The following is a 25,530-nucleotide window of genomic DNA, read 5'->3' on the forward strand; positions in this document are numbered from 1 at the left end:
GCGGGCATCGGCCGATGACGCGGACGCGGAGCGAACGTGTGTGCGGCGCGGGTGGCGGGGACGAGGTGAGGTTATGACGGCTCGGACCGACGCTGGGGGCGGCCCGATTTCATCGCGGGGCTCGGCCAATGATCTGCTGGCGGAGATCGATCGGGTGGGGGCCGATCGGTCGCGGGGCGGGTATTCGCGGCACGTGTTCACCGGCGCCGAAGGGGAACTGCGGGAGTGGTTCCGGGGTGCGGCGCGGGCGCGTGGGCTGACGGTGCACGTGGATCGGAATGCGAATCTGTGGGCCTGGTTCGGGGCGCCGGGCGCGGATGCGGTGGTGACCGGAAGCCACCTGGATTCGGTGCCCGGCGGCGGTGCGTACGACGGACCACTCGGCGTTGTCAGTGCACTGGCGGCCTTCGACCTGCTGCGCGCGGAGGGGTTCGCGCCGCGGCGGCCGCTGGCCATCGTGGTGTTCGCCGAGGAGGAGGGCGGACGCTTCGGCGTACCGTGCCTCGGATCGCGGTTGCTGACCGGCACTCTCGCACCCGAGCGGGCACTTGCCCTGTGCGACGGCGACGGCACCACCTTCGCCGACGCGGCGCGGGCGGCGGGGCACGAACCGCGGCACTTCGGCCGTGACAGTGAAACGCTGGGCCGCATCGGGACTTTCGTGGAGCTGCATGTGGAACAGGGCAGGGGACTGGTCCACCTGGACGCGCCGCTCGCGGTGGGCAGCAATATCATTCCGCACGGCCGCTGGCGGTTCACCTTCACCGGGCAGGGCAATCACGCGGGCACCACCCTCATGGACGACCGCCACGACCCCATGCTGCCCGCCGCCCGCATGATCACCACGGTGCGCGAATCCGCTGCCGCCGTGCGTGATGCGCGCGCCACCGTGGGGCGGCTGGTGCCGACCCCGGGCGGCACCAATGTCATCGCCTCCCAGGTCGATGTGTGGCTGGACGCGCGCTTGCCCGAACCGGGCGACGTCTTGGCCCTGGTCGCCGAGATCACCGAGAAGGCCAGGACGGCAGCGGAACTCGAAGGCTGCGAGCTGACGGTGCGCGAGGAATCCTACGAAGGCACGGCCGCCTTCGACCCGCAACTGCGGGACCGCCTCCGCGCCATGCTCGGCAATGCCCCCGTCCTGCCCACCGGCGCGGGTCACGACGCCGCGGTCCTGGCCCGCTTCGTCCCCACCGCCATGCTCTACGTCCGCAACCCCACCGGCATCAGCCACGCGCCCCAGGAATTCGCCGAACCCGCCGATATCGACCACGGCACGGTGGAATTGGCCCGCGTACTACGGAGCCTCGCCGAATGAGCGCCGCGAGGCTCCGCCGGGGCGACGGGGAGACCGCCGGGCCGGCCGCGGGACAACCCGGCCGCGTAGGCGCAGGAGACTCCGGCGGCGTGACTGCAGGAGATTCCAGCCGGGTGGGCGCGGGGGAACGCGGAGGGGCGAGCAGTTACTGGTGTGCGCGGGCGTGGCTGCCCGGTGGGGTGGCGGAGAACGTGCGAATCGATATTGCCGAGGGTGTCATCGTGGCCGTCACGCCCGGTGCGGAGCCGGGCGGCGCCATCCTGCCGGGGATGGTGCTGCCTGGGTTCGCCAATGCGCATTCGCATGCGTTTCATCGGGCGCTGCGGGGGCGGACGCATGATGATCGCGGGAGCTTCTGGACGTGGCGGGAGCGGATGTATGCGGTCGCGGAACGGCTGGAACCGGATTCGTATTACCGGCTGGCTCGTGCCGTCTACGCGGAGATGGTGCTGGCCGGGTACACCAGCGTCGCGGAGTTCCATTATCTGCACCACCCCGGCCGCGACCTGCGCTATGCCGATCCCAATGAGTTCTCTCACGCCCTGGTCGCGGCTGCGGCCGACGCCGGGATTCGGCTGACGCTGCTGGACGTGTGTTATCTGGCAGGAGGTTTCGGGCAGCCCACGGCCGGGGTGCAGCGGCGCTTCGATGACGGGGATGCCGATGCGTGGGCCGATCGGGTCGAATCCTTCCAGCCGGCGGGGGATCTGGTTGTCGTCGGGGCGGCCGTTCACTCGGTACGCGCGGTTCCCGCCGAGCAGCTTCCCGCCGTCGTGCATGCCGCGGCCGGAAGGCCCCTGCACATCCACCTGTCCGAGCAGCCCCGCGAGAACGAGGAGTGCCTCGCGACCTACGGCTGTACGCCGACCGAGCTGCTGGCCTCGGCCGGCGCTTGGACGCCGCACACGGTGGCGGTGCACGCCACCCACCTGACCCCGGCCGACATCAAGACCCTCGCCCCGTCCTGGGTGTGCCTGTGCCCCAGCACCGAAGCCGATCTCGCCGACGGCATCGGACCCGCTCGCCGCCTCGCCGATGCCGGAGTGCGTCTCTGCCTCGGCAGCGACGGGCAGACGGTCATCGACCCTTGGTACGAGACGCGCGCCCTGGAACTGCACGAGCGCCTGGCGAGCGGCCGTCGCGGCCGCTTCGACATCGGCGAATTGTTCTCCGCGGCAACAGCCCACGCCGCCTCCGGCTGGACCGGGCTGGGCGGGCTCGCTCCCGGTCAGGGGGCGGACCTGGTCTGTGTCGACCCTGCTTCGCCCCGCACCGCGGGTGCGGATTCCGCCGGAATCCTCTACGCGGCAACGGCCGCCGACGTCACCGATGTCATGGTGGCGGGCCGCTGGATCGTCCGCGACCGGACCCATCGGACCATCGACAACGTGGCACACGCTCTCGCTACGGAGATCGGAGCGCTTTGGCAGTGAAGACCGTGACGACACTGATCGATGGGATCGGCGAACTCACCACCAATACAGAGGAATTGGGTGTGCTGCGCGATGCCGCGCTGATCCTCGAAGACGAGCGGGTGCGCTGGGTCGGCGAGTCGTCCCGTGCCCCGGCCGCCGATCATCGCATCGACGTGGACGGCCGGGCCGTGCTGCCCGGCTGGGTGGACAGCCATACGCACCTGGTGTTCGCCGGTGACCGGACGACCGAGTTCGGGGCGCGCATGAGCGGAATGCCGTACTCGGCCGGGGGGATCCAGACCACCGTCGAGGCCACTCGCGCCGCTAGCGACGAGATACTGACGGCCACGCTCGATCGGCTACGCGAGGAGGCGCTGCGGCAGGGCACCACCTGCCTGGAGACGAAGACCGGATACGGCCTCACCGTCGCCGATGAAAAGCGCTGTGCTGCTTTGGCAGCCGAGGTCGCCGACGAGGTCACCTTCCTGGGCGCGCATATCGTGCCGCGCGGTATCTCCGCCGACGACTACCTGGATCTGGTGTGCGGCCCGATGCTGGAGGCCGTCGCGGAACACGTCGGCTGGATCGATGTCTTCTGCGAGACAGGCGCTTTCGACGCCGAGCAGTCCGCCCGCGTACTGGAGGCGGGCCGGGCGCACGGCCTCGGCTTGCGTGTGCACGGTAATCAGCTCGGCCCGGGACCGGGGGTGCAGCTGGCCGTCCGGCACGCCGCCGCCAGCGTCGACCACTGCACCCACCTCACCGACGCCGACGTCGAAGCGCTCGCCGCCTCCGGCACCGTCGCCACCCTGCTGCCCGCCTGCGATCTCTCCACCCGCCAGCCCCTCGCCCCGGCCCGCCGCCTGATCGACGCCGGCGCCCGGATAGCGCTGGCCACCAACACCAATCCGGGCAGCTCCTACACCACCTCCATGGCCTTCTGCGTGGCCACCGCGGTGCTGCAGATGCGGCTGTCGGTGGAGGAAGCCATCTGGGCCGCCACCGCCGGCGGCGCCCTGGCCCTGGGCCGCGATCTCACCGCCGACGGCGCGGTCGGCGTCCTGCGCCCCGGCGCCCGCGCTGACCTGCACGTCCTCGACGCCCCCTCGGCCGTCCACCTGGCCTACCGCCCGGGCGTCCCGCTCACCTGGGCGGTGTGGTGTCGAGGCGTGCCCCGGTGACCGGATGGAACAGGTGCACGGCGTCATTCATCTCGTAAACTGTTCCCTACCAGCAATGTTCGTATGAGAATCGATTCTTTGCTTGACATGCATGTCTCGCTTAAGTGAGACTGGCTACAGCGCTATAGGTGTGTCTTCATTCTTGAGTAGCCGTAGTTTGTTGTACTTCAACGGATTCGGCCGACATCTACTGTCGGGATTGTTCCCGACAGTGTCTGCGCGACAAGGCGACTGACCTTCAGCTGCGCGCAGCCTACTTCTTCCTGCCTGAGGCAGAACCACTTTGCGCTCGCCTTGCCTGCGATGTCTCCTGGTCTCGTCGCCGGCCCCGCTTTCGATCCCGAGTCCGTGTCAGGGCTCGGGATTTTCTATGTCCACCGTCGGAAGGCTGGAAATCTCATGTCCGAGCAGGAAAACATCCAATCTATCAGGCTCAGCAAGCATCACCCGGCTGAAGGCCGCTCGTCGTGACCTCGATCGAATCCGGTCAGCCACCGGCTTGGATCGCTTCTCGGACTGCGTGGTTCGCGGGACTGACTCCGCGAATATCTGCGGATTCGGAACCCGTTGAGAACGGCGGCCGGGTTTACACGTTCAACGGGATGACTGCGTCGAGTGCGGCGAGAAAGTTCGAACGTGTCTGGAATGCGAACGAGATGGTGGCCTCGGTCAGGCAGCCCGTACCTGCCAACGTGCCGGGTTTGTCGTTCATCGACGCCCCCACGATCGCGAACTCGCCGGCATCGACCACTGGCACTCCATCCGCGGTCCAGCCTGGAGTCACGGTGCCCAAGGCGGATCCCCGGCCTGTGGATACTGCACCTACCCCCGTCCAGCCCGGGGTCACGGTTCCCAAGCCCGCACCGGCGCAGGCTCCGCAGGCGGCGCAACCGGCAGGGCCTTCACAACCGGCGTCGTGGCCAGGCCCACCGGGTAGCACGCTGCTGGATTTTCCGGACATCGGTGATCACAAGGTTGGCGATACATGGGAAGGGGCGATGTTGGATGGCCGTCCGGTCGAATACGTCATCCCCGAAGGCAATGGTAATAACACCGTCGACCTCCGAATCCGTAACCCGGACGGCACATTCGACGTGTGGCGCGTCGCCCGCGGCGCCAACGGAGCACTCGTCCATTGGCACAACGACGCTGATGGAAACGCCTCCTACGCGAGTCGGCCCGATGCCGCCTCGGAGTGGAACATCAACAGTTTCGCCCCCGGCACGTCGACATCGGGGACACCGACGGTTGAGCTCGGCGCCACCGCTGATTTGAGCGGTATCAACTCACCGTCCTACGACGCTGCGGGAAACCTGGTCGGTTACGACAACGGTGTCCTGAATCAGTTCGGGTTCTACGACAACCACCATTTCGACAACTACGGCAACCAAACGATCTCGCAGGCGAAGCCTGACGGGAGGGGTGGGATCGAAAGCGCGTTCATCGGTCAGATCGGACCCGATCACCACGGCTGGATGCTCGACTCGAACGGCCGGCCCGGAGAGTACTACCTCGATGGCAATGATAAGCCCGTGATCGTGTCCCACGATCCGGTCACAGGTCGCCGGCGAGTCGAATTCGACGGTGGGGCAAACACATTCGACTCGAATGGAAACTGGATCGATAGTCAATCCTACGGTGCCGACGGTCGACTGTTGTCGTCGTGGAGCCGTGAAGGCCAGACCGATATCTCGTCGTGGCGCGACTCCACCGACCATCTGCGCACCGAATTCCACGACGCGGCCACCGGCAAGAGAGGAACCCTCGAGGAGTTGCCGAACGGCACCGGTACCCGCATCAAGTTCGCCGACGGCGCGGAACTCGAACTTGGTCGCGACGGGGCCGTCATATCGAGCAAGGGGCCCAAGGACACTCGCGTACTCGCCGACAAAATCGCGGCCGGGGGCATCAATTTTGTCAAGGGGCTGGGCAAGGGCGCACTGGGGATGGTCGAGGGTGTCGGTGCACTGACCGGCATCAATCGTCAAATCAACGTGAACGCGGCGTTGTTGGGCTACCACCCGAATCTGCCGAACGAGGCTGACGCAGCCCTCGGATTGGTCAAGGGCGTCGCCTCCATCTACAAAGCAGACTTCAAGACTGTCCTCACCGCCGGTCTGAGTATCGGTCATGTGCTGGGTGGCAGCGAAGGCTGGGGCACCGCGTGGACGGACATCCGTCGCAGCATGGGCAACAGTCTCAACGAGCGCTCGAAACTGCTGATCGGCACCGATTGGACCGGATTCTCCGAGCACCCGGCCGAGACCCTCGGCGAGGCGACGTTCGGCGTCGGCAGCTTCTTCTTGCCGACCAAGGGCGCGGGTACGGCCGTCAAAGGTGGTGGCACTACCGCCAAGATCGGTGGCGCGGCAATACATGACACTGTAACCGCGGCGAAGAACGCTGCTGAATCCGCAGCGATCACGGCTGCCTCCGAAGCCGCGAAGGCTTCGTCTGGAATGGCACCCGCTATCGCCCAATCCGCACGCCGAGCCGCTGCGACCAATGCCCGAACGATGTCCAGCCCCACGCAACCGATCCGGGGTGCTGGAGCCGCGTTGCGCGGTCAAATTCCGCCGACCGTCGACCGTCGGGCGGCTTCAGCCACTCGTGCGCGAACGTCGGCGGGCGAAGCAAACATAACTGGAATCATCAACATCGACGCAGCAATAAAGAGAATTTTCCGTGACTCGATGGGAGAGCCGAATACAGCGATTGTCGGCGTACCTGCTGACTTAGCTTCAGGTATTCTGGCTCGTCAACTGGATGGAGCGCCTAGGTGGATCTCCTCGAAATTTGACGCTACTTCTCCGCGGCCTGCCGGTGCGGTCGGGGGTGCTCGACGTGGAACGCCGACCTCGCCTAGTGCACGTCAGATGCAACTCAAAGATAAGTCCTTGAATACCAAGGATGGAGTTGCCCCGTCGCGGGATCCCATCCCTACCATGAATTCCGATGGCAGTTATACTATTCGACTCGAGCGGAAGGATCACTGGAGTAAGACGGACTTTCGGCGGAAGGTCGAAGTTCTTCAACGTGCCTCGGACGGCGGTGCTCTTTTCAAGAAGTCGGATTCCGTTTCTACTCGATCTGGGAGCGCGCAAAGAGCACGTAGGCGCGAGATGCAGAGAAGTATTCGAAATGATCACAGAGATCAACTATCAGAGATCGATCGCAGGTATGCCCGTGGTGCGATAAATCAAGCGGAACGTGTTAAGCTCCAGGCGGAAGCCGACGCGTTGAGGGTTAGGCGCCTTGACCGGCTGAAGACGAAGGAGATGGATCATTTCCATGAGCTTCAATTGAATGGTCTGGATGAGGTCGGTAATCTCGGTCCTCTCGAGAATATTACAAATCATGGTATGGGGCAGCAGATAAGAAACCAGCTGGTGAATGTGCCTGATGGCGCGATGGTGAGAATTGAGGTACTGAGATGGTGAACGCACTTCATGCGGAGGTGTCCGAAAAGGTGGCCGTGCTTCGTGGTCTACTTGATCATGGCGATGAATTCGAGTTCATCGCAGATTTTCCCGTTGGTGTAGATCTGGATCGGGACAGTATCTTGGAAGGCTATAATGAGACTCTCGGCATCAGTGTCCCTGAAGGCCTCGTTGATTTATATGCTATAACGGCAGGCCCGCAGGCTGATTCCATTGAGTTGTTCTCCGCATTTTCAAAGGGAGAGCTATTTGATAGTAATGGGGAGATATATCGCGCCGATGAGCATTGGTTGACGGTTGGCTTGATTGGGAATGATAAGTTCCTGGTCAGTTTGACCACCGGCGAGGTATTGTTCGCAGACCAGTATTATTGGCGATATGGAGAATCGGACTCATCTCGGCTGGTAGCGCCAGATATGCTGACATTCTTTAATGAATGCATGATCGGTCCTAGATATCGAGAATTCATCGATCCGGAGGAATCCGACGATCCTACGGGTTGGTATCGATTCATCCAGGATAATCGGCTGTTCTAGATCGGCTGATCAATCAATACTTATCTGAAGGATGACGTTTTGCGATTCTTCGAGCTCGTCGATGAAATAGACTCGTCCGGGAGTGCTGAATCGTGATGGTTGGTGCTCACCTCGGCGAGATGAGGTCGAGGCGAGCACCGGTAGCCGGGTGGAAGAGATGGATGGAGTTGCCGTCGAGTATGCGCAGCGTGACGGTCTCGCCGGGGCGAGCCGGTGCGCGGCGGGGTGAGCGGGCCACGAAGGTGGTGTCCGCGCCGTTCTCGGTGTCCTTCGGGCGGGCGTAGACGTAGGACTCGTTGCCGAGTTCCTCGACCAGTTCCACCGCGGCGGCGAAACCCGGTGTCTCGCCGACGATATCGAGTTGTTCGGGCCGGATGCCCACGGTGACCTTCTCGAGGTGCTCGGCGGCCAGCAGGTCGAGGGTGACGCGCGGCAGGTCGAGGATGCTGCCGGCCACGGCGACGCCGTCGGGGACTATGCGGGCCTCGAACAGGTTCATGGAGGGGGATCCGATGAAGCCCGCGACGAACGCATTGGCAGGGCGGTCGTACAGCTCGGTCGGCGCGCTGAACTGCTGGAGCCGGCCGTCCCGGAGCACCGCGACCCGGTCGCCCATGGTCATGGCCTCGATCTGGTCGTGGGTCACGTAGACCGTGGTGGTGCCCAATCTTCTTTGCAGTGCGGCGATCTGGCCGCGGGTCTGCACCCGCAGTTTGGCGTCGAGGTTGGAGAGTGGTTCGTCCATGCAGAAGATGCGCGGTTCGCGGACGATGGCGCGGCCCATGGCGACGCGCTGCCGTTGCCCGCCGGAGAGTTTCGCGGGCTTGCGGTCGAGATAGTCGGTGAGATCCAGCAATTGGGCCGCGGCGGCCACGCGCCGCTTGCGTTCCTCCAGTGGGACCTTGCGCATTTTCAGTGCGAAGCCCATGTTCTCGGCGACGGTCTTGTTGGGGTAGAGCGCGTAGTTCTGGAAGACCATGGCGATATCGCGGTCCTTGGCGGGGACGCCGACCATGTCCGCGCCGTCGATGGCGATGGAGCCGGCGTCGATCTCCTCCAGTCCGGCGAGCATGCGCAGCGCGGTCGACTTGCCGGAGCCGGACGGCCCGACCAGCACCACGAATTCGCCGTCGGCGATATCGAGGTCGAGCGCGTCGACGGCGAGGGTGTCCGCGCCGGGGTAGACGCAGGAGGCGGATCGGTAACTGACGGTGGCCATTTCGTTCTTTCCTTACTTGATCGCGCCGAAGGACAGTCCGCGCACCAGCTTGTTCTGCGCCAGCCAGCCGGCGAGGATGACCGGCAGCGCGGTGAGCAGCGCCGCCGCCGAGAGCCGCGCCCAGTAGAGGCCCTCACTGCTGATGAAGCCCACCAGGTACACCGGAATCGTCTGTGCCTGCACGGCGGTCAGATTCACGGCGAAGAAGAATTCGTTCCAGGAGAAGATCACGCAGATCAGCGAGGTCGCGGCGATACCGGGGGAGACCAGCGGCAGGATGACCTCGCGCACCGCGGTCCACAGGCTCGCGCCGTCCATGCTCGCGGCCTCCAGCAGTTCACCGGGCACCTCGAGGAAGAACGAGCGCATCATCCACACGGCGATGGGCAGATTCATGGCCGTGTAGAGGATGACCAGCGCCCAGATATTGTCCAGCATCCCGATATCGCCGACGATCACGTACAGCGGCACGATGGCCGCGACCACCGGCAGCATCTTGGTGCTGATGAAGAAGAACAACGCGTCCTTGGTCTTGCGCACCGGCCGCAGCGACAGGGCGAAGGCCGCCGGAACGCCCAGGGCGAGTACGAGAATCGTGGACATGACGGTGGCGAAGGCGGAATTCGCCAGAGCCGTGCCGATTCCGCCGTTCAAGACCGCGCGGAACTGGTCCAGGGTCGGCGCGAAGAACAGTTTCGGCGGATCGGTGTAGGCGTCGCCCTCCTGTTTGAAGGCGGTCAGCGCCATCCACAGGACCGGGAAGAAGAAGCCGATGCCGATCACCCAGGCCAGCACGCCCCAACCGGCATTGCCCCAATTGCGGCGCCGGCGCACGGTGGTGGCGGCCCCGGTGGTTCTGGTCGCGGTAGCCATCAGGCGGCCTCCTCTTTTCCGGTGAAGCTGGTGAAGATCAACCGCAGCGCCAGGGTCGCCACGATCATGGTGGCGACCACGGTGACCACGCCCATGGCGGCGGCCTGTCCGATATCGAAGCCCAGGAAGGCCCGCTGGTAGATGTAGAAGGGCAGGTTGGAACTGGCGATACCGGGCCCGCCGGAGGTCATCATGTAGACCGCGTCGAAGGTGTTGACCAGGTAGATCGCGCCCAGCACCGCACCGAGTTCGAGGAACCGGCGCAGATGCGGCAGGGTGATCTCCCGGAACAGGGCGAAGGCGCCCGCACCGTCCACCCGGGCGGCCTCCATGACATCGCGCGGCAGCGACTGCAATCCGGCCAGGATGAGCAGCATCATGAACGGGGTCCACTGCCACACCAGATCGGCCATCACCGCGGGCAGCGGATACCGGCTCACCCAGTCGATGTGATGCACGCCGAAGGGCCGCAGCACGAAGTTGACCAGCCCGAAGACGGGATCCAGCAGGGTCGTCTTCCAGATCAGCGCCGCGGCGACGGGAGTCACCAGGAACGGCGTGATGAGCAGGGTCCGCACGATGCCGCGGCCGACGAAGGCGCGGTCCAGCAGCAACGCGAACAACAGGCCCAGCACGACGGAGATGAGCACGGTGCCCACGATCAGCACCACGGTATGCCAGGCGACCTGACGGAACTGACTGTCCCGCACGACATCCGCGTAATTCTGCAAGCCGACGAAATGCCGGGAACCGGGGCGGACCAGGTTCCAGGACTGCGTCGAATAGAAGAGGGTGAAGACGAACGGGATCTGCGTGACCACGACCATGAAGATCAGCGCGGGCAGCAGCGGGCCACGCCGCCGCCAGCCCTCCGCACGCGAGATATGGTCCTTCTTCGACCGCAGCACCTCGACCGCCGAGGTGTCCCGGGGTGCGGAAAGCACTGCGGTGTCTGCTGTTTCGGACATGGCTAACTGTCCTTCCGATAGGTCTTGCCGACCACCTCGGCATACTGCTGCGATTGCGCGAGCGCGGCGGGCACACTGATCTGTCCGGCTATCGCCGCGCTGATCTGCTGACTGACCCGGGTGCCGAGATCCTGGAATTCGGGAATCGCGAGGAATTGCACGCCGGTGTACGGAACCGGTTGCACGGTCGGATGATCCGGGTCGGCGGCCGCCATGGAGGACAGGGTCACCGGCCCGTAGGCGGCGGAGATCTTCTTGTACTCCGGAATGTCATAGGTGGACAGGCGGCTGCCGGGCGGCACATGGGTCCAGCCGAGCTGCTGGCCGACGGACCGGATGTACTGTTTGGAAGTCATCCAGGACACGAACTTCCAGGCGGCGTCGGTCTTGTGGCTGGTCTTGGGGATCCCCAGCGACCAGGTGTAGAGCCAGCCGGAATTCGCGGTCTGCTCGACCGGCGCCGGCGCGTAACCGACCTCGCCGACGACCTTGCTGGATTGCGGATCCTCGGTGACGCCGACCGCGGAGGTGGCGTCGTACCACATGGCCGCGTGACCCTGCGAGAACTGCGTCGCGCATTCGCCGAATCCCGCGGTGGCCGCGCCGGGTTCACCGTACTTGCGGACCAGGTCCACGTAGAACTGCACCGCGCGGGTGTCGGCCGGGCTGGTGAGCTGGGCATTCCAGTTCTCGTCGTACCAGCGGCCGCCGAAGGTATTGATCATGGTGGTCAGCGGCGCGAGCGCCTCGCCCCAGCCCGGATCGCCGCGCAGGCAGATACCGGCCAGATCCGGAGTGTTCAGCTTCGCGGCCCAGGATTCGACCTGCTGCCAGGTGGGGTGATCGGGCATGGTGATCCCGGCCTTGGCGAACAGATCCTTGCGGTACATGAGGAACGAGGATTCGCCGTAGAACGGCACCGAATACATATTGCCCTGGTACGACAGCGACTTCTGCAGGGACGGAATGAAATCCGCCTTGTCGTAGCCGGGTGTCGCGGCCATATAGGGGTCGAGATCGGTCAGCCAGCCATTGGCGGCCCACTGCGGGGTCTCGTAATTGCTGATCATCACGACATCGAATTCGCCGCCCCCGGTGGCGACCGAGGCGGTGATCTTGGCGCGCGCCTCGTTCTCCGACAGCGACGTGAATTTCAGCTTGATGCCCGGGTTCTCGCGCTCGAACTGCGGCGCCAGGCTGATCGCATCCTGCATCTGCGAGTTCGACACGATCGCGATGGTGACCGAGTCACTACCGCCACCGGTGAGCTCACCCGCCCCGGCGCAACCGGTGACCGTCAGCGTGACCGCCGCGAACAGCGCTGCGAGACAACGTATTCGGTGCACCCGGGTGCGTTGTGCGGAACGGCCTCGTGGCGAGTGCGGAGTGTCGGTTGTGGCCGGGTGTTGAGCACGGCTTCGCGTCGGGCGTAGCGCATTCCGTAGGGTGCGGCGCGGCGGGTTACCCGTTCGTCGCCTTCGATCGGTCGGGACCGAGTTCGGCATCGGTCGCCTCCTCTTTTCTATCCAGCAGCCATCGCGCGCAGCCGACATCGGTGACCAGGACCTTGGCCAGGCCGCCGGTGAGCGCCGCGAGAATGGCCCGGTGCTTGGCGGCTCCGCCGGAGACGAGCACCGATGTCCGGCACGCCCGGACCGCGTCGAGGGGCACCGAGACCGTGCGGGCCGGCAGTTCGCCGCCGGCATCGGTGCCGTCGCCGGTGAAGAACCGGCCGCCGATCTCGCCGATCGCACCGCGCTCTCGCAGGCCAGCCAAGACGGCCGTGTCCAGGAAATTGCCCGCGTAGAGGGTGGTCGCCGTCGACACCGTGCCGACGCCGAAGGCCATCACATCGGCCTGTGCGCCGATCGAGAGCGCTTGTCCCACAACGGAATCGTCGGCCAGTGCGGTCACGGTGGCGGGATCGGCGTAGAGCGGGGCGTGCAGCCGCACCGAGGCGGCCCGCAATGCCGCGGCGCAGCGGCCGAGGGTGACATCGATGCCGGTCTGATAGTCGGCGGCGGTCAGCGCGCCGTCCAGCTGCACCACGCGGGCGCACCGATTCGATCCGGCGCGCAGGGAATTCGCGATGGCCACCGTCTCCGGGCCCCAGGTGACGCCGAGGGTGTCGTCCGGCTGCAGGCGGCGCATGAGCACCTCGGCCGCCGCGCGGCCCAGCGCTTGATCGCCGGGGGACTCGTCGCCGCCGGGGGTGCCGATGACCCGGGCCTCCGCGAGACCGAAGCGCCGTTCCAAGGCGCTCTCCAGGTCGGTGTGCACCGTGTCGCGCAGGTCACCCGGGACCGTGATCTCGATGCGGACCAGGCCCTGGGCGCGGGCGCGGGCCACCAGGCGGCCCGCCGTCGCCCGTGAAACGCCCAGTTTGGCAGCGATTTCCGCCTGGGTGGCGCCCTCCAGGTGATAGAGCTCCGCGGCACGCAGCGCCAGGCGAACATCATCCGGCGCGGCGGGCGGGGGCGTTTCGAGCGTCACTGCTGGAGTCCTCATCGGTGAGCAAATGCTCGAGGTTCGAGCGATTGCTCACGAAGGTACCATTCGGAATGTGATGCACGCAACAAAGATTCGGAGCTGGGAATGACTGAGCTGAGCGAGCGCACTCTCCCTTCGATCGCGGACCGGGTACCGGTGCCCGGGTATCGGCGCGCGGAAATACGCACCGGGATAGTGCATTTCGGGGTCGGCAACTTCCATCGCGCACACCAGGCCTGGTACCTCGATCGCCTGCTGACGGCCGGTGGGAGCCCGGAATGGGGCGTCTGCGGCATCGGCGTACTACCCGGCGATCGGCGCATGCGCGATGTGCTCGCCGCGCAGGACGGCCTGTACACCCTGGTCGAGGCCGGACCGGACGGGGAGCGGTCGCCGCGGGTGATCGGCGCGCTCGTCGAATATCTCTACGCGCCGGACGATTCCGTGGCCGTTGTCGAGAAGTTGGCCGATTCCGGCACCCGCATCGTCTCGCTCACCATCACGGAGGGCGGTTATCACGTCGGCGCCGGCGCGTCCTTGTCGGTGTTCGGGCTGGTGACCGCGGCGCTCGAACGCCGCCGGGCGCGCGGGCTGCCGCCGTTCACGATCATGTCCTGCGACAATATCGAGGATAACGGAGCGGTAGCGCGCACCGCCTTCGTCGAGTTCGCCCGGCGCAGCGATCCCGCACTGGCGGAATGGATTTCGCGTGAAGGGGCCTTTCCGAGCTCCATGGTGGACCGGATCACGCCGGCGACCACCGACGGCATGGTCGCCGACCTCGAGCGGGGATTCGGGGTGACGGACGGCTGGCCGGTGCTGACCGAACCCTTCGCGCAATGGGTGCTGCAGGACGAGTTCCCGCTGGGGCGACCGGATTTCGATCATGTGGGCGTGCAGCTGGTGGACGATGTGGCGCCGTACGAGCTGATGAAACTGCGCTTGCTGAACGGCGGACATCAGGCGCTCGCCTACCTCGGGCAGCTCTGTGGCTATCGCTACGTCCACGATGCGGTGGCCGATCCTCTGTTGTCGCGGTTCGTCGCCCGGTACATGGAGCGGGAGGCGCTGCCCACGCTGCCGCCGGTGCCGGGCATCGATCTGGCCGTCTACCGCCGCACACTGCTGGAGCGCTTCGGGAATCCGGCCATCGCCGACACCATCGCCCGGTTGTGCGCCGACGCCTCGGAGCGCATTCCGAAATGGGTGGTGCCGGTGGCGCGATATCAGCTGGCGCACGGTGGTGAATTCGACTGCGCGGCAACGATGATCGCAGCCTGGGCGCGGTATTGCGAGGGCGTCGACGAGCGGGGTGAACCGATCACGGTCGTCGATCCACGCCGCGATCAGCTGATGGCCGCGGCCGCCCGGCAGTCTCACGATCCCGCGGCCTTCCTCGCCGACCGGTCACTGTTCGCCGATTTGTCCGATAGTCCCAAATTCGTCGCCGTCTACCGGAAAGCCCTGGACTCCTTGCACACTCACGGCGCCACCACCCTGCGTGAACTCCTCCAGTCCGATGCCTGATCAACTCCAGCAGTCGCTGAGAGTCTGCTTAAGATGCCCACCGAGTTCTTCTCGGTCCCCGCGACCACGCGGTTGACTACTCCCGGCAGCGCGGGTCACCCCTCGAATTGCCCCGCTGCCGGACAGTTTCACAGCTGGAAGGACCAATCCGATGACCCTCCTCACCACCGGCGCCCGCCGCCGAACGGTGCGCACCGTGCTCGCCTCCGCGATCCTCGCCGCCCCCCTCCTCACCGGCATCGGCGTAGCCTCCGCCGACGCCCCCGCCCTCACCCCCGCCACCCCCGACACCTCCGCCCAATTCGTCGACTGGCACAGCTGGTACCGCTGGCACTGCGAAATCCAGCACGAATGGTGGCGCCCCCGCTGCCACCCCGAATACTGGCCCGGCCAAAACGTCCCCGACCTCGGCGACAGCGGCAGCGGCGGCAGCATCTGACCCACTCGCCCGCCCATTCTGAAATCGATGAATTTCGGGTTGCTGCATCGTCGATGCCTCTGAGGGCCTGTGCTGGGACCGTCCCAGCACAGGCAGGAACACATGGAGGCATTGACATGCGGAAGTTGATTCTGGGCTTTTACGTTTCGCTCGACGGCAAGAGCGCCGACGCGGACAACGGGATCCGGGACGTCATGATGAGCATCGACGATCCCGAACAGGAAAAATACTTCGTCGACAGCCTTTGGGAGGCAGGCGCCTTCCTCATGGGCCGCAAGTCCTACGAGATCATGGCCGAGTTCTGGCCCACCTCCGACCATCCCTCCGCCAAGGCCATGAACGAAATCCCCAAGGTCGTCTTCTCCCGCACCCTGAAATCCGCCGACAACTGGCCCGAAACCCGCATCGCCGCGGGCGACACCGCCGAGGAGATCGCCAAACTCAAGGCCGAACCGGGCAAGGATCTCGTAGCCGCCGGCGGCACCGAGTTCATGCACTCCCTGATCAAACTCGGCGTCGTGGACGAGTACCGCCTCTGGGTGCTGCCCGCCGCCACCGGCAAAGGCGCCCCCTTGTTCCCCGAACTCGATCAGCCCCTCGACCTCCGCCTGGTGAAGAGCACAGCCTTCCCCTCAGGAATCCTCGAATTGATCTACGCGCCGGCTGGATGGCGGTTCGGCGACGGAGGGTGAGGGGGGTGGTTATCGTTTGGAGCTGTGGGTTTGACACTTGGGCGGATTCGGGGGGATCTGCGGGAGTTTGCGCGGCTGGCTGAGGCGGAGTACGACGCGGGGGTGGTGGATCCGGTGCTCGAGGCGCTGGAGGGGTTGTGGGTCAACTCTGTGATCGGGGTTCGTACTACCACTCATCCGGTGCCGCAGCGGCAGATGAATGTGCGGTTGATGAATTCTGGGCGGGGGGTCGATCCGGTTACGACACTGCGGGAGGCGGGGCTGCTCGAATTCAGTGGGCATCCCATGGAGCGGGTGCTCACCGACGTGTCCGCGGCCGTGCCGGTGATGTTCGGGGTTGATGTCGGGGTTGCTCGTGGGGTCGAGAAGATCTGGCTGATGTTTCCCGAATTGATCAGTGTGGAAAGGATTCTCGGGTTCACCGGGATACCGGACGCGGCCCGCGCGCACGCTGCCCATCTGGACCGTTATGGTGGCGAAATCGCCATCATGGCACTGGATTTCGCCAACCGCACCATGAATCTCTACTCCCAGGTTTTCGCACCCGGCCGGCTGACCGCGGCCGATATCACCACGATCCTGGCCGAGCTCGACTTCGTCGCGGCCACCGAGCAGGAGTTGGCGTTGCTGGGGCAGACGTTCAATCTGTATCGCACGTTTTCGTGGACTTCGCCGCGGATGCAGCGGATCTGTTTTCCGGTACGACATCAGGCCGCTAGCTTTCCGAAGCATCTCGATCCTGTGCTGGATCGCTTTGTTTCGGGTGCGCCCTTCGCGGGCTCGGGGCCTCGGGGGTTCACTTTCTACACCGCCTATGGGCACGATGACCGGTACTACAAGGTTCAGGCGGAGTACACGTCGGCTCCCAACGCCGTGTTTCCAGGCGGGACCGTGCCCCCAATCAATTAGGACCTCTCGGCTGCGCCGATGCGACAGAAGTACAGGTGATGGCCGTGCGCGGGCCCAAGGCCCGGGCGCTGGCGGCCGAGATTGCGGATACGGTCAATTTCGCGGTGCAACCGCATGAGTCGCCGGTGGCGGCGGGAGGAACTCGGGTTCTCCTACTTCGTGTTCGGCGCCGCTCACGAGGTAACAGTGTGGTAGGCGACTGCCCAGTCAGCGAGGGCCGAAAGTGGGTGCAGGAGTGACTCGCCCAGGGGTGTGAGCCCGTAGTCGACGGCAGGCGGCACGGTCGGATAGACCACTCGATCGATGAGGCCGTCCTTTTCCAAACCACGCAACGTGCGGGTCAACATCCGCTGGCTGACGCCCTCGATCGAGCGATGCAATTCGTTGTATCGCAGCCTGCCCCGCGCCAGCCGGGCGATCACGAGCAGCGTCCACTTGTCACTGATGCGGTCCAGCAGCGCAGTGACCGGACACGCCTCGTACTCGGCCGCAGGGACCTGAGCGGGAAGCGTCGCGGTGACCATGGAAGGAACATCGGTGTACGCAGCCGACATGAAAGTGCCTTCTTCCACTGTCATCGGCCGATGCCGACGATGAACGGGTGATGACCAGAACCATTGTGATCAGTGGCGGGACAGATGGCATGGGCCGCGCATTCGCCCTGGAACGCCTCGCGCGCGGCGACACCGTGATCGCCATCGGCAGCAATCCGGCCAAGGGCGCGGCCTTGTCGGCCGAGGCGAACACCGGCCGCTTCCGATTCCTGCGCGCAGACCTCAGCTCCACGGCCGAGGCCAGGCAGGTGGCGGGGGAAATCAGCGACTCGACAGACGCCATCGACGCCTTGGTACTGGCAGCCAACCGATTGGCCCCGAAACGCATTCAGACCGCCGAAGGATTGGAACAGACCCTCGCCGTGTACTACCTGAGCCGCTACCTGCTCTCCCACACCCTGACACCACTACTGCAACGCAGCCCCACCCCGGTGATCGTCAGCATCGCCGGCGTAGGCGTCGAAAAGGGCGCGATCAACTGGTCAGACCCCCAACTGACCACCGAATACAGCGCAATACGCGCCCAACTACAAGCAGGCCGCGCAAACGACCTCCTCGGAGTCTCCTTCGCCGAAAAGTTCGGCGACACCATCCCCTTCGTGCTGTACCACCCCGGCTTCACCCGCAGCGGCGACCTATCCCCGCTCCCCCTACCGTCCCGCACCCTGATCCGCATCCTCGCCGCACTACGAGCACGCCCCATCCACGAATCGATCCGCCCCCTACACGATTTCGTCGACCACCCACCCCAAACCCCCCTCACCGCAGTCGACCGCGACCACACCCTCAACCTCTCCCTCCCCACCCTCGACCCCACCGCCGCCCGCCGCCTCGCCACCCTCACCGAAGACCTCCTGACGGCCTGAACGGCGTCAGCGCAGGTGGGTTTGCAGGAAGGTCAGGGCGTCGGGGAGGGAGGTCAGGAAGGCGCCGCTGTGGTCTTGGGCGGGGTAGCTGTGGACGGTTACCGTGATCGGCTTGTTGATGGATTGCAGTGTGGCGCCGTAGGTTTCGGTGTGGGTCGGGGGGACGTCGATGTCGTCGGTGCCGTAGCCGATCATGACGTCGGTGGGGAGGTGATCCTCCTGGAAACCGGTCAGGGAACGGATGTCCGCCTCGAAGGTCGGGGTGGGGGCGTCGGGGTCGGTTACGAGTGCTGCGGGGCGCTTGCCGCCGGCGTCGGCTACCAGGGTGGAGAGGCATTCGGTGGCGGCTTTGCGTATGTAGTCACGGCCGAAGTCCGTCAGGTAGGGGAGGACGCTGCCAGGGGTGCGATCCTCCAGGGCCGCGAGGTAGTAGCCCGCGTAGCCGACCTGGTTTCCGGAGCCGGTCGAGTTGCGGCGGAACATGTCTCGGAGGCTGGCGGCGGGATCGGTGCGGAGGCCGGTGGCGATCGCGCCCTGCAGGCCGCCGGCGGGGCCGGCATTGCCGTTGTAGCCGTACATCGAGGCGGCGCTCATGACCGCGTGCGCGCCCTCGGACTGGCCGATCAGCACCCAGCGGCGGGACAGCGGCAGCGGCAGCGTGCGAATGGCGGTCACCGCGTTCAGGATCGAGCTGCTCTCCACGGCCGCGTTGTAGTAGCTGAAGTTCCCGCCGGTGCCCAGGCCCTGGTAGTCGGGGGCCACCACCGCGTACCCGCTGTCCAGGATCCGGTTGAAATACGTGCGGTTCCGCTCCGACTGCGGATGATGCGACGGCGCGCAATCGTTGCCCACCCCGACCGTGCCGTGCGCCCACACCACCAGCGGCCAGCCGCCCTGCGGCGGCAGCCCGGGCGGGACGTACAGCGCCGCGGTGGCGCGCGCGGGAGCTCCACGCTGATCCAGCGTCATATAGGTGAACCCGAACGACCCGTTCGCGGCGGTGAACGACCATGCCGGATCCAGTAATTCGACCCCGTCGAGCTGACCCACGTCGGTGGCTCCGGCCGTCCCGGGCACTCCGAAGAATCCCAGTGCGACGGCACACCCCACCGCCCCCAGCGCGAGCGCGGCGCGCCGCATATACGCCGTCAACCCGAGAACCGATCGCATCGCCATGATCATCCTCCTGCCGATGGCTCATCCTATAGTCGATCTTCGGACTTTCACCGAAAGGCGTGGACCATGGCCGAAATTCCACCGTCCGAGCCCGGCCCGGCCCTGCCGCTCCGCCGGCGCGGACCCGTGCTGTGGCTGCTGGCGCTGCCGGGAGTGCTGTATCTCCTTGCGCCCGTGGTGGCCAACCGCATCGAGCCACGCATCGCGGGGATACCGTTCCTGGTCTTCTACCTGCTGGTGATCACGGTTTTGACGGGTCCGCTGGTCGCGCTGGTGGCGCGGTTCGATCCCGCCTACCGGACCGGCGCCGCGGAGTTCGTCCCCGCCGACGACAACGGCACCGGCAATCGAAGTGCCGTGGAGGAGCTTTCGTGACCGGCCGGGCGGTCGTCGCGGTATCGTTGTTCGCGGTGTCCATGCTCGCGGCCGTGGTGATCGGCGTGCTGTCGGGTCGCGGACGCGAACGATCCATCTCGGAATGGTCGATCTCCGGCCGGGGCCTCGGCACCCTGTTCGTCCTGCTGCTGATGGCGGGCGAGTCCTACACCAGCTTCTCCTTCCTCGGCGCGGCCGGCTGGTCGTACCGGTACGGGGTGCCGATCTTCTACCTGATCGCGTACCTGAGCACCGGTCTGGTGGCCGCCTACTTCCTCGCGCCGCTCATCTGGACCTACTGCGCCCGGCACCGGCTGATGTCCATCGCCGATATCGCCGAGCATCGATTCCGCTCCCGCCCACTCGGTTTCGCCGTCGCGGTGATCTGCACCGTCTTCCTGGTGCCGTACGTGCAGCTGCAGATCCAGGGCATGGGCGTGGTGGTGCACGCCATGTCGTACGACGCCGTCGATCTGAAGGTCGCCGCGGTGGTGTCGTTCGTGGTGGCCGAGGCCTTCGTACTGGCCTCGGGCCTGCGCGGCTCGGCGTGGGTCAGCGTGCTCAAGGACGGGCTGGCCGTGCTGTCGGTGGTCTTCCTCGCGGTCTATGTGCCGTGGCACTACTTCGACGGACCCGGTGAGCTGATGAACCGGCTGGTCACGGAGAAACCGCAGTGGCTGACCTTCCCGGGCGCGGGCGGCGGCACCTTCGGCTCGGCGTGGTTCGTGTCGACCATCGTGCTGAACGCGGTGACCATCGGCATCTTCCCGACCACCGTCGCCGGCTACCTGTCCGCCGCGAATCCGACCGCACTGCGCCGGAATTCGATGCTGCTGCCGTGGTATCAGCTGCTACTGGTGATTCCCATGGCCATCGGCGCGGCAGCGCTGTTCGTGGTGCCGCACCTGTCCAATCCGGATCTGGCCCTGTACTCGCTGGTGACCGATTCGCTGCCGTCCCCGGTGGTGGCGGTGATCGGCATCGCCGGAGCACTGTCGGCCATCGTGCCCATGAGCGTGTTCCTGGTGTCCATTGGAACCCTTTGGGGCAGAACCATTCTCGGCGGCGGATTACGCGGTGATCGGAGCGCCCCGGCGGATCGTCAACGGAGGCTGGCCCAGCTGGTGTGCTTCGTTGTCGGCGCGATCGCCCTCGGCGGCGCACTGCTGTATCCCGAAGCGCTGGTGAACCTCTCGGTCCTCTCCTACGAGGGCATGGCGCAACTGGTTCCGGCCGTACTGCTCGGCCTGTACTGGCGCCGCCTCACCACACCGGGCGTCGCCGCCGGACTCTGCGCCGGCACCGCCATCGTGCTGATCCTGCACGCGCTCGGCCGCGATCCCCTGTTCGGCCTGAACGGCGGCCTCATCGCCCTGGCCGCCAACATCGTGATCGCCGCGGCAGTCTCCTACGCCCTGCCGCGCAGCGGACACGAAAAAGGCGAGCGCCCTGAGGAGCACTCGCCTGTCCGTCTGTGAAACCCGTTGTCCTGCCCATCATCCGGCATTGACCGGAAGCGACAGCACCACCTCCTGCTCGTTCTCCGGCAGATAGTGCACCTGGACGATCCGCCCCACCTGCACCCGCCCGACCAGCGCCGGCTGCAGGAACTTGTCCATGTGCGTCGCGAAGGTGCTGCCGTCGGGGCGGTTGACCACCAGTTCCAGATTCACCCGGGTGTGGCCGTCGCGGATCTCGCCGGGTACCGACAGCGCCCGCACCACCGCCTGCGCCGCGATACCGCGCCGCGCGATATCCAGCTTGGCCTGGGTGGTGAAACCCTTGCGAATCATGGCCTGGTTCATGGCTTCCTGCGCCGCGGCGGTATTGCCGGACATATCCACCTCGACCCGGCCGGGCCGCTCCGGCAGATACCGGACCGGCAGCACCACGCCGGGCCGCAGCAGCGCCAGCTCGGTCAGCGGCACGATCATCCTGGCCTGCGCCGGGAAGGTCTCGCCGTGCGCGCCCTCCACCCGGAAGGTGATCTTCACCTGCGGCTGCTCATTGAGGTAAACGCCGGTCTGCGCGAAGGATTCGATGGTGCCCAGCCCCACCAGGGCATTGCGGTAGGCGGAGCTGTTCTTACCGGTCATTGCCGACAGGATGCCGTCACCGGTGAACGCGAAGGCGATCGGCACCACCGTCAGGGCGGCGATCGGCAAGCCCATCTGCCACCCCACCCACGGCAGCATGTCGTCGGATGTCAGCCCGTGCCAGAAGTAGTAGCCCACGCCCAGCACCAGGAAGGCGACGGCGGCGATGCGGATGTTGTTCTTCATGGTGTTTCCTCGAAAGATCCGGAGGCGGAAGGGAATCGGACCCGCTCACACCCGGACGAGGGCATGAGCGGGGTCAGGGGCTGCCGGCCGCAGCCCGGGGTGGACGGATATCAGGCGCCGACAATGGTGGAGCAGGCGAAGGTGATGTCGAAGCTCTCGTTCTGCGGGCCGGCCATCGGATTGGACATGTCCACCGCGCCGACACCGGTGCCCTTGACCTCGTAGGTGTTACCGGTCTTGGTGACCGTCGCGGATCCGCCGGGCACGCCGTTGCCGTAGCCGAGCGCGTAGGCCGCGCCGTTCGAGCCACCCTTGGTGCCCGCGATGCCGACCGCCTGCACGGTGTTCGTCCCGGTCACGGTGGCGCTCACGCTGAGCGTGCCGTACGTGGAGTTGGAGTTGTCGGTGAGGGCCAGCGCCAGATTGCCGCCCTCCTTGGCGCAGGTGGTGGTGAAGTTGGCGGTCATGGCCTTGCCGCCGACGGTGGCCGAGGAGGCGCCCGCGGCGGGGGCGTCCTTGGCGGGGGCGGAGGTGAGGGCGGCGCTGACGGGTGCGGCGGAGGAGGTGCTGGCCGGGCTGCTCGAGGAGTTGCTGGAGCAACCGGTGACCAGCAGGGCGACGGCGGCGGTGCCGGCCACGGCTGCGGTGGTGGCCAGGCGAATCGACTTGGTGTTCATGATCTTTCCCTTTGTCCTGCTCATTCGGTTCGCCGGGTGGAACCGATGCCAGAACCGTAAAAAGAACCGGACGTCCTACCGATCCCAACTTTCCCCGCGTGCAGCCCTCTCACCTGCAGTAATCTGGGCAAATGCGACGGCCGAGAGCGATGGTGCTGGATGAGGTGTGGCGGCGCCTCGACGGCGTCGAGGCGCTCAGCGGCCCACACGGCGGACCCTTGCGCCGCACCGTGAAACTCATCCTCGACCCGCTGGTCATCCGGCCCGTCCAGCACCCGCTCTGCGCCGGATCCATCCTCACCTTCGACGGCGCCGCACTGCTCACCGCGCGCATCAATGCCGCCGCCGACGTCCTGCGCGCCACCGCCGCGTGGTTCACCCTGCTCAAACAGACCCGGCGGGCACTGCGCATCACCGAGGGCAATGCCCAGGACCTCTACTTCCAGCGCTGCTTCGAACTCGCCACCCGCGCCGGCCTGCCCGACCCGATCCGCGACAGCGCCACCGCCGAAACTGCCCTGCGCGAAATCCACGACCTCACCGCCGGACGCACCACCCAGGTGCTCAAGGAATACCTCGCCGACCCGGCCCGCGCCCGCGAACTGAGCGAGCTCATCCACACCGCCTGGCGCCGCCGCCCGCTCACCGAAACCCCCGCGCACACCGCGGCACTCACCGCCCTGCTGAATGCCTGCGCCGCCGAACGCCTCGGCCTCCCCGAACCCGGCGTGGACCTCGACGACCTGGCCGACGCCCGCATCGGCACCCACACCGGAATTCGCCTGTGGCGCAACGACAATACGGTCACCGCCCAGGAACTCGGCCTCACCCTGCACACGCTGCCGCTGCCACCGCAACTCGGTGACTCGGCGTCCAAGGCCAGCCTCGGACTGCCCCTCGACCGCACCATCCACGAACGCGTCTTCACCGTCCTGCAAGCCACCACCGAACGCGCCGACCTGCCCGTCATCCCCGAACTGGTGACCGCCGAAATCGCCAGATCCTGCGCACCCTGGGCCCTGCTCGACGAGTCGCTCCGCATCGGCGCCGCGGCAGGTGTGACCCTCGCCCTCGACCTGCGCCCGATCGCCCGGAGCGGCGCAGGTAGTCCGGCCGACGGCAATGGCCGCCGCGACGGCGGCAACCCGGGCGTGGGCGGCGGCTCGAACGGCGGCAGCCCGGCGGTGGACGGCGGCTCGAACGGCGGCGGCAATTCCGCTGCGCGCCTGATCAATTCGCGCTGGCAGCGCGAAGCCTATGTGCTGCAGGCCCGCCGGATGACGGTGCGACCGGACGGCGCGCTCGCACCCGACGGCGCGGCCGGCCCGCTCCTCGCCATCGCCATCGACCTGCAGGCGCCGTGGCGGCCCTACATTCGCCGGTTGTGGGCCCGGCTGCACGGGCGCGATGTGCGCGAGATACCTATTTACGAGACCGCCGAGCTGTGGGACCTGCTCGACGGCGTGGCCCGGTCGGTCATCCTGGACCACCGGATGCGGGTCAAACGGGCACTGGCCATCACCGCCGTTGCCGCCGAACTCGATCCGCTGGAATCGAGGGCGGGATGACGAACTCGGCGGTGGCGATCAGGGGATTCGGGGCCGGAGTGCAGGGCATCGTGCCCAGCGGCGGCGTGACCGTGCTGGACGGTGCGGCGGGCGCGAACGTCATGGTGCTCGAAGTGCTCGGCGGGCATCTGAGCTGGAATGTACTGGACCGCAAGCTGACTCCGGCCGCCATCATCGACGATGCCGAACTCGCGCAGGAATGGATCTGGGCCCTCTACGGCGAGACCGTGGCCCTGGCCGTCCAGGACGGCGGCACGGCCGAATCCGCCGTCGACCCGGCGGTGCCCGCGCTCGCCGTCAGCGCCTGGCGACTCGCGTACGCGCACTGGGCTTCCCGCTGGTGGCCCGCCTCCACCCTGGACGGCATCCCACCCCTCGACCAGGGCCTGCTCGACCGCGAGATCACCGACCTCACCGAGGAATGCGACATCCTCGTAGCGGGCGCCGACGCCCTGCTTGCGCCCTCGCCCAGCACTGTCGAAATCTTCCCTCGCGCTTCGGATTACGCTCTCGCCGCCGGTGACCCCGCCCAGCAGCCCGGCGCCCTCGTCCTCGCCCGCGGCGCCACCGGCTGGGACTGGCGCCACTGCCCGCCCGGCCTGCTCGACGCCTCCGAACGCGCCGTCTCCTGGCAGGTCATCCGCGCCGCCGGCGCCACCACCGTCGCGATCAGCGCCGCCACCGCCCCCGGCACCCCGGCCGCCATCCCCGCCCACCTCCGCCCCTGGGTCCGCATCGAAACCCCCACGGGCACCATAGAAACCCCGCTGACTCCGACCCCCGGCGCCTGGACCGGCGAAACCCCGGCCCCCGGCGCCGAATCCGCCGTCCACTTCCACATCCACCTCCCGGGCTTCGGCCCCGACGAGATCGCAACAGCCACGGCTGAGTCGGACGTCCAGCGGCGGGTGCGGGAATTCGCGGCGGGACGCTTGCGGGCGGCGGCGGGGACCGCGGCCGATGCCGGATTCGATGCGCCATTGCTCGCGGAAATCGCTGCGGCCGCCGAGGATTCGGACTTCTGA

24 protein-coding genes are annotated in these 25,530 nt (G+C 66.6%); 14 read left to right on the forward strand and 10 right to left on the reverse strand.

The features are described from left to right. The first annotated feature begins 73 nt into the window (after window positions 1-73). The 3 genes from ACH438_RS24290 to hutI are packed head-to-tail and all read left to right on the forward strand — an operon-like array spanning window position 74 to window position 3,914. A complete protein-coding gene (locus ACH438_RS24290) occupies window positions 74-1,318 on the forward strand; it encodes an allantoate amidohydrolase (RefSeq protein WP_397008902.1) in 1,245 nt (414 codons plus the stop codon). Beyond that, window positions 1,315-2,751, forward strand: coding sequence for a formimidoylglutamate deiminase (locus ACH438_RS24295; protein ID WP_397008904.1), 1,437 nt, complete (start codon window positions 1,315-1,317; stop codon window positions 2,749-2,751). Before ACH438_RS24290 ends, ACH438_RS24295 begins: the two co-directional genes overlap by 4 nt. A 5-nt stretch (window positions 2,752-2,756) precedes the next feature. After that, a complete protein-coding gene (gene hutI / locus ACH438_RS24300; protein ID WP_397009164.1) occupies window positions 2,757-3,914 on the forward strand; it encodes an imidazolonepropionase in 1,158 nt (385 codons plus the stop codon). A 586-nt stretch (window positions 3,915-4,500) separates the two neighbouring features. Here hutI and ACH438_RS24305 read toward each other — a convergent pair. Further along, window positions 4,501-4,665: a hypothetical protein gene (locus ACH438_RS24305; protein ID WP_397008906.1), complete on the reverse strand. Its 165-nt coding sequence runs from the start codon at window positions 4,663-4,665 to the stop codon at window positions 4,501-4,503. Between the two features lie 247 nt (window positions 4,666-4,912). Between ACH438_RS24305 and ACH438_RS24310 the strand changes: the two genes are divergently transcribed. Both ACH438_RS24310 and ACH438_RS24315 read left to right on the forward strand, forming a co-directional pair. Next, complete coding sequence (locus ACH438_RS24310; RefSeq protein WP_397008908.1) at window positions 4,913-7,354, forward strand: hypothetical protein; 2,442 nt, start codon at window positions 4,913-4,915, stop codon at window positions 7,352-7,354. After that, the gene (locus tag ACH438_RS24315) at window positions 7,348-7,890 is read left to right on the forward strand and encodes a hypothetical protein (RefSeq protein WP_397008910.1); all 543 of its coding nucleotides are present in this window, start codon (window positions 7,348-7,350) and stop codon (window positions 7,888-7,890) included. Before ACH438_RS24310 ends, ACH438_RS24315 begins: the two co-directional genes overlap by 7 nt. Before the next feature lie 106 nt (window positions 7,891-7,996). Here the strand turns inward: ACH438_RS24315 and ACH438_RS24320 are convergent, their stop codons facing one another. The 5 genes from ACH438_RS24320 to ACH438_RS24340 form a co-directional block, all read right to left on the reverse strand. Next, the gene (locus tag ACH438_RS24320) at window positions 7,997-9,109 is read right to left on the reverse strand and encodes an ABC transporter ATP-binding protein (protein WP_397008912.1); all 1,113 of its coding nucleotides are present in this window, start codon (window positions 9,107-9,109) and stop codon (window positions 7,997-7,999) included. A gap of 12 nt (window positions 9,110-9,121) precedes the next feature. Beyond that, window positions 9,122-9,982, reverse strand: coding sequence for a carbohydrate ABC transporter permease (locus tag ACH438_RS24325; protein ID WP_397008914.1), 861 nt, complete (start codon window positions 9,980-9,982; stop codon window positions 9,122-9,124). Continuing rightward, on the reverse strand, window positions 9,982-10,950 hold the full coding sequence (locus ACH438_RS24330) for a carbohydrate ABC transporter permease (protein WP_397008916.1): 969 nt from the start codon (window positions 10,948-10,950) through the stop codon (window positions 9,982-9,984). The genes ACH438_RS24325 and ACH438_RS24330 overlap by 1 nt, the downstream gene beginning before the upstream one ends. 2 nt (window positions 10,951-10,952) lie before the next feature. Further along, window positions 10,953-12,296 carry an ABC transporter substrate-binding protein gene (locus tag ACH438_RS24335; protein WP_397008918.1) on the reverse strand — a complete coding sequence of 448 codons (1,344 nt, stop codon included), beginning with the start codon at window positions 12,294-12,296 and terminating at the stop codon, window positions 10,953-10,955. Between the two features lie 115 nt (window positions 12,297-12,411). Then, window positions 12,412-13,458 carry a sugar-binding transcriptional regulator gene (locus ACH438_RS24340; RefSeq protein WP_397008920.1) on the reverse strand — a complete coding sequence of 349 codons (1,047 nt, stop codon included), beginning with the start codon at window positions 13,456-13,458 and terminating at the stop codon, window positions 12,412-12,414. Window positions 13,459-13,545: 87 nt separating this feature from the next. On the opposite strand from ACH438_RS24340, the gene ACH438_RS24345 reads away from it, so the two are divergent. From ACH438_RS24345 to ACH438_RS24360, 4 genes are all read left to right on the forward strand, one after another. Then, complete coding sequence (locus tag ACH438_RS24345) at window positions 13,546-14,967, forward strand: mannitol dehydrogenase family protein (protein ID WP_397008922.1); 1,422 nt, start codon at window positions 13,546-13,548, stop codon at window positions 14,965-14,967. 151 nt (window positions 14,968-15,118) lie between these two features. Next, window positions 15,119-15,406 (forward strand): hypothetical protein, encoded by a 288-nt coding sequence (locus tag ACH438_RS24350; protein WP_397008925.1) that lies wholly within the window; start codon window positions 15,119-15,121, stop codon window positions 15,404-15,406. Between the two features lie 116 nt (window positions 15,407-15,522). After that, window positions 15,523-16,098 carry a dihydrofolate reductase family protein gene (locus ACH438_RS24355; protein WP_397008927.1) on the forward strand — a complete coding sequence of 192 codons (576 nt, stop codon included), beginning with the start codon at window positions 15,523-15,525 and terminating at the stop codon, window positions 16,096-16,098. A gap of 24 nt (window positions 16,099-16,122) precedes the next feature. After that, the gene (locus ACH438_RS24360) at window positions 16,123-17,007 is read left to right on the forward strand and encodes an aromatic prenyltransferase (protein WP_397008929.1); all 885 of its coding nucleotides are present in this window, start codon (window positions 16,123-16,125) and stop codon (window positions 17,005-17,007) included. A gap of 173 nt (window positions 17,008-17,180) precedes the next feature. Here ACH438_RS24360 and ACH438_RS24365 read toward each other — a convergent pair whose 3' ends face one another. After that, entirely contained in the window at window positions 17,181-17,561 is a 381-nt protein-coding gene (locus tag ACH438_RS24365) for a winged helix-turn-helix transcriptional regulator (protein WP_397008931.1), read from the reverse strand. A 50-nt stretch (window positions 17,562-17,611) separates the two neighbouring features. On the opposite strand from ACH438_RS24365, the gene ACH438_RS24370 reads away from it, so the two are divergent. After that, a complete protein-coding gene (locus ACH438_RS24370; protein WP_397008933.1) occupies window positions 17,612-18,427 on the forward strand; it encodes an SDR family NAD(P)-dependent oxidoreductase in 816 nt (271 codons plus the stop codon). A gap of 6 nt (window positions 18,428-18,433) precedes the next feature. On the opposite strand, the gene ACH438_RS24375 is transcribed toward ACH438_RS24370, so the two are convergent. Next, complete coding sequence (locus ACH438_RS24375) at window positions 18,434-19,603, reverse strand: alpha/beta hydrolase family protein (protein WP_397008935.1); 1,170 nt, start codon at window positions 19,601-19,603, stop codon at window positions 18,434-18,436. Window positions 19,604-19,669: 66 nt separating this feature from the next. Here ACH438_RS24375 and ACH438_RS24380 point away from each other — a divergent pair, with 66 nt between their 5' ends. Together ACH438_RS24380 and ACH438_RS24385 are read left to right on the forward strand one after the other, a co-directional pair. After that, the gene (locus ACH438_RS24380) at window positions 19,670-19,978 is read left to right on the forward strand and encodes a DUF3311 domain-containing protein (protein WP_397008937.1); all 309 of its coding nucleotides are present in this window, start codon (window positions 19,670-19,672) and stop codon (window positions 19,976-19,978) included. Beyond that, on the forward strand, window positions 19,975-21,456 hold the full coding sequence (locus ACH438_RS24385) for a sodium:solute symporter (protein ID WP_397008939.1): 1,482 nt from the start codon (window positions 19,975-19,977) through the stop codon (window positions 21,454-21,456). Before ACH438_RS24380 ends, ACH438_RS24385 begins: the two co-directional genes overlap by 4 nt. A gap of 18 nt (window positions 21,457-21,474) precedes the next feature. Here the strand turns inward: ACH438_RS24385 and ACH438_RS24390 are convergent, their stop codons facing one another. Together ACH438_RS24390 and ACH438_RS24395 are read right to left on the reverse strand one after the other, a co-directional pair. After that, complete coding sequence (locus tag ACH438_RS24390; protein ID WP_397008941.1) at window positions 21,475-22,260, reverse strand: hypothetical protein; 786 nt, start codon at window positions 22,258-22,260, stop codon at window positions 21,475-21,477. Window positions 22,261-22,370: 110 nt separating this feature from the next. Continuing rightward, entirely contained in the window at window positions 22,371-22,937 is a 567-nt protein-coding gene (locus ACH438_RS24395; protein WP_397008943.1) for a lipoprotein LpqH, read from the reverse strand. A 149-nt stretch (window positions 22,938-23,086) separates the two neighbouring features. On the opposite strand from ACH438_RS24395, the gene ACH438_RS24400 reads away from it, so the two are divergent. After that, window positions 23,087-24,505: a hypothetical protein gene (locus ACH438_RS24400; protein WP_397009166.1), complete on the forward strand. Its 1,419-nt coding sequence runs from the start codon at window positions 23,087-23,089 to the stop codon at window positions 24,503-24,505. Further along, entirely contained in the window at window positions 24,502-25,530 is a 1,029-nt protein-coding gene (locus ACH438_RS24405) for a hypothetical protein (RefSeq protein ID WP_397008945.1), read from the forward strand. The genes ACH438_RS24400 and ACH438_RS24405 overlap by 4 nt, the downstream gene beginning before the upstream one ends.

This window comes from Nocardia sp. NPDC020380 (assembly GCF_044386975.1).
In the GTDB taxonomy this organism is placed as follows: Bacteria; Actinomycetota; Actinomycetes; order Mycobacteriales; family Mycobacteriaceae; genus Nocardia.